We start from the raw sequence: 1,381 nt of genomic DNA on the forward strand, positions 1-1,381 counted from the left end.
ATGCCTGAGATCGCCTTGCGGGCGAGCCTGATGTATTATTCGAAATATAATTACGATGGCCTTTCGGGCACTGTCGACACGACCGGATTTAGTGGTCGTGGTTTGCCCGCTAACGCATTTCCTGGATCAACCGGTGTCTTCCCGGTTTCTGCCTCTGCTGAGATCCCACAGGCGCTTGAACTGAAGTTCCAGACTGGCATCGCGCCGGACTGGCTGGCGTTCGGCTCCATCCGCTGGCAGGAATGGAGCAAGCTTGGCGTCATTCCCATCCAGGGCGTTCGCAGCCCTGCAACGGGTGCTAGGCCCGGCGAGCCAGATTCGAAGGTGTCATTCGATCCGCTCTATCGTGATGGCTGGACCGTCGCCGGCGGTGTCGGCCATAAGTTCAACGACATGATCAGTGGTGCTGCCCAGATCACGTGGGATCGTGGCACGTCCACCATCTCGGGCTACCAGTCGGACACCTGGAACTTTGGTGCCGGCGTATCCGTGGCTGCAACCCAGAATATCGAATTCCGACTGGGTGGGTCGATCGGCATCATGACCAGCGGAACGTCAGCCTATAATGGCGTCGGCGACCTTGCTAATGCGGTCATCTATGAGTTTGACAGCGATCCTGTCTATGCGGGCGCGGCGTCCGTGAAGATCAAGTTCTGACCAAAACGCCATGATCCCTCGCTCCCTGTAGAAACTATGGGGAGCAGGACAATTTAGCCGGGCCACGTGCCCGGCTTTTTGTTGCCCGGTGCCCGTTTCCATTTCGGAAACCATGGCGCGGCAAGTCCGCAACAGTTGTGACGATTCAGCAACACTTTTCCAGCAAGCTTTCAGCTATGGAACGAAGCGGGACAATTGCCCATTTCCCGCCATAAACCCGGCGCACCCCGGATAGGTCTTTTGACCAGTACCCGGATGGCGGGTGGRACATGAAGTAGGCCCGCGATGGTGCGGCAGGAACAGGAATGAACGCCAAGGCAATCCACAAGGCCAAGCTGCCCAGCTACCCTAAGACGGCGGCGCTGGCGCATGCGCCTGCCTGTTCTTATCTGCCGACGAGCTTTCGGGCTGGGTACGGAAGCAATCTTGACATCGCCAGCGGGCTGGCTCGACAGACGATGACTTCACTCGATCACAATTGCTTGCGCGAAATTGGCCGTACTTTGGTCGAAAACAGCGAGCATCGTGACCATATCGATGCTCAGGACATGAAGCGCCCGGCCAAAGGAATCGGCATGGCGCAGCCCGAGCCCGAGTTGGCGGAGAGGGTGAAAGAGTTGAAACAGTGCTCAACCGGCGGTCGGTTAGGCGCGACGTGGAATTATGTCCGAACCGCGCGGTCAAGCCGTGACGGCGCGCGGGCGAAAGAAACACACTGCTATGC

Annotated in this window: 1 protein-coding gene and 1 pseudogene; both read left to right on the forward strand. The window is 58.3% G+C overall.

The features are described 5' to 3' along the window. Nucleotides 1-657 (forward strand): annotated as a pseudogene (locus tag AC1DUU_RS32030) (transporter); the annotation flags it as partial. A 305-nt stretch (nt 658-962) separates the two neighbouring features. Continuing rightward, nucleotides 963-1,381, forward strand: a 419-nt coding sequence (locus AC1DUU_RS32035; RefSeq protein WP_476787319.1) for a hypothetical protein, incomplete at its 3' end; no start/stop codon positions are given.

It is taken from the genome of Aminobacter sp. P4_H6_2, from assembly GCF_056400805.1.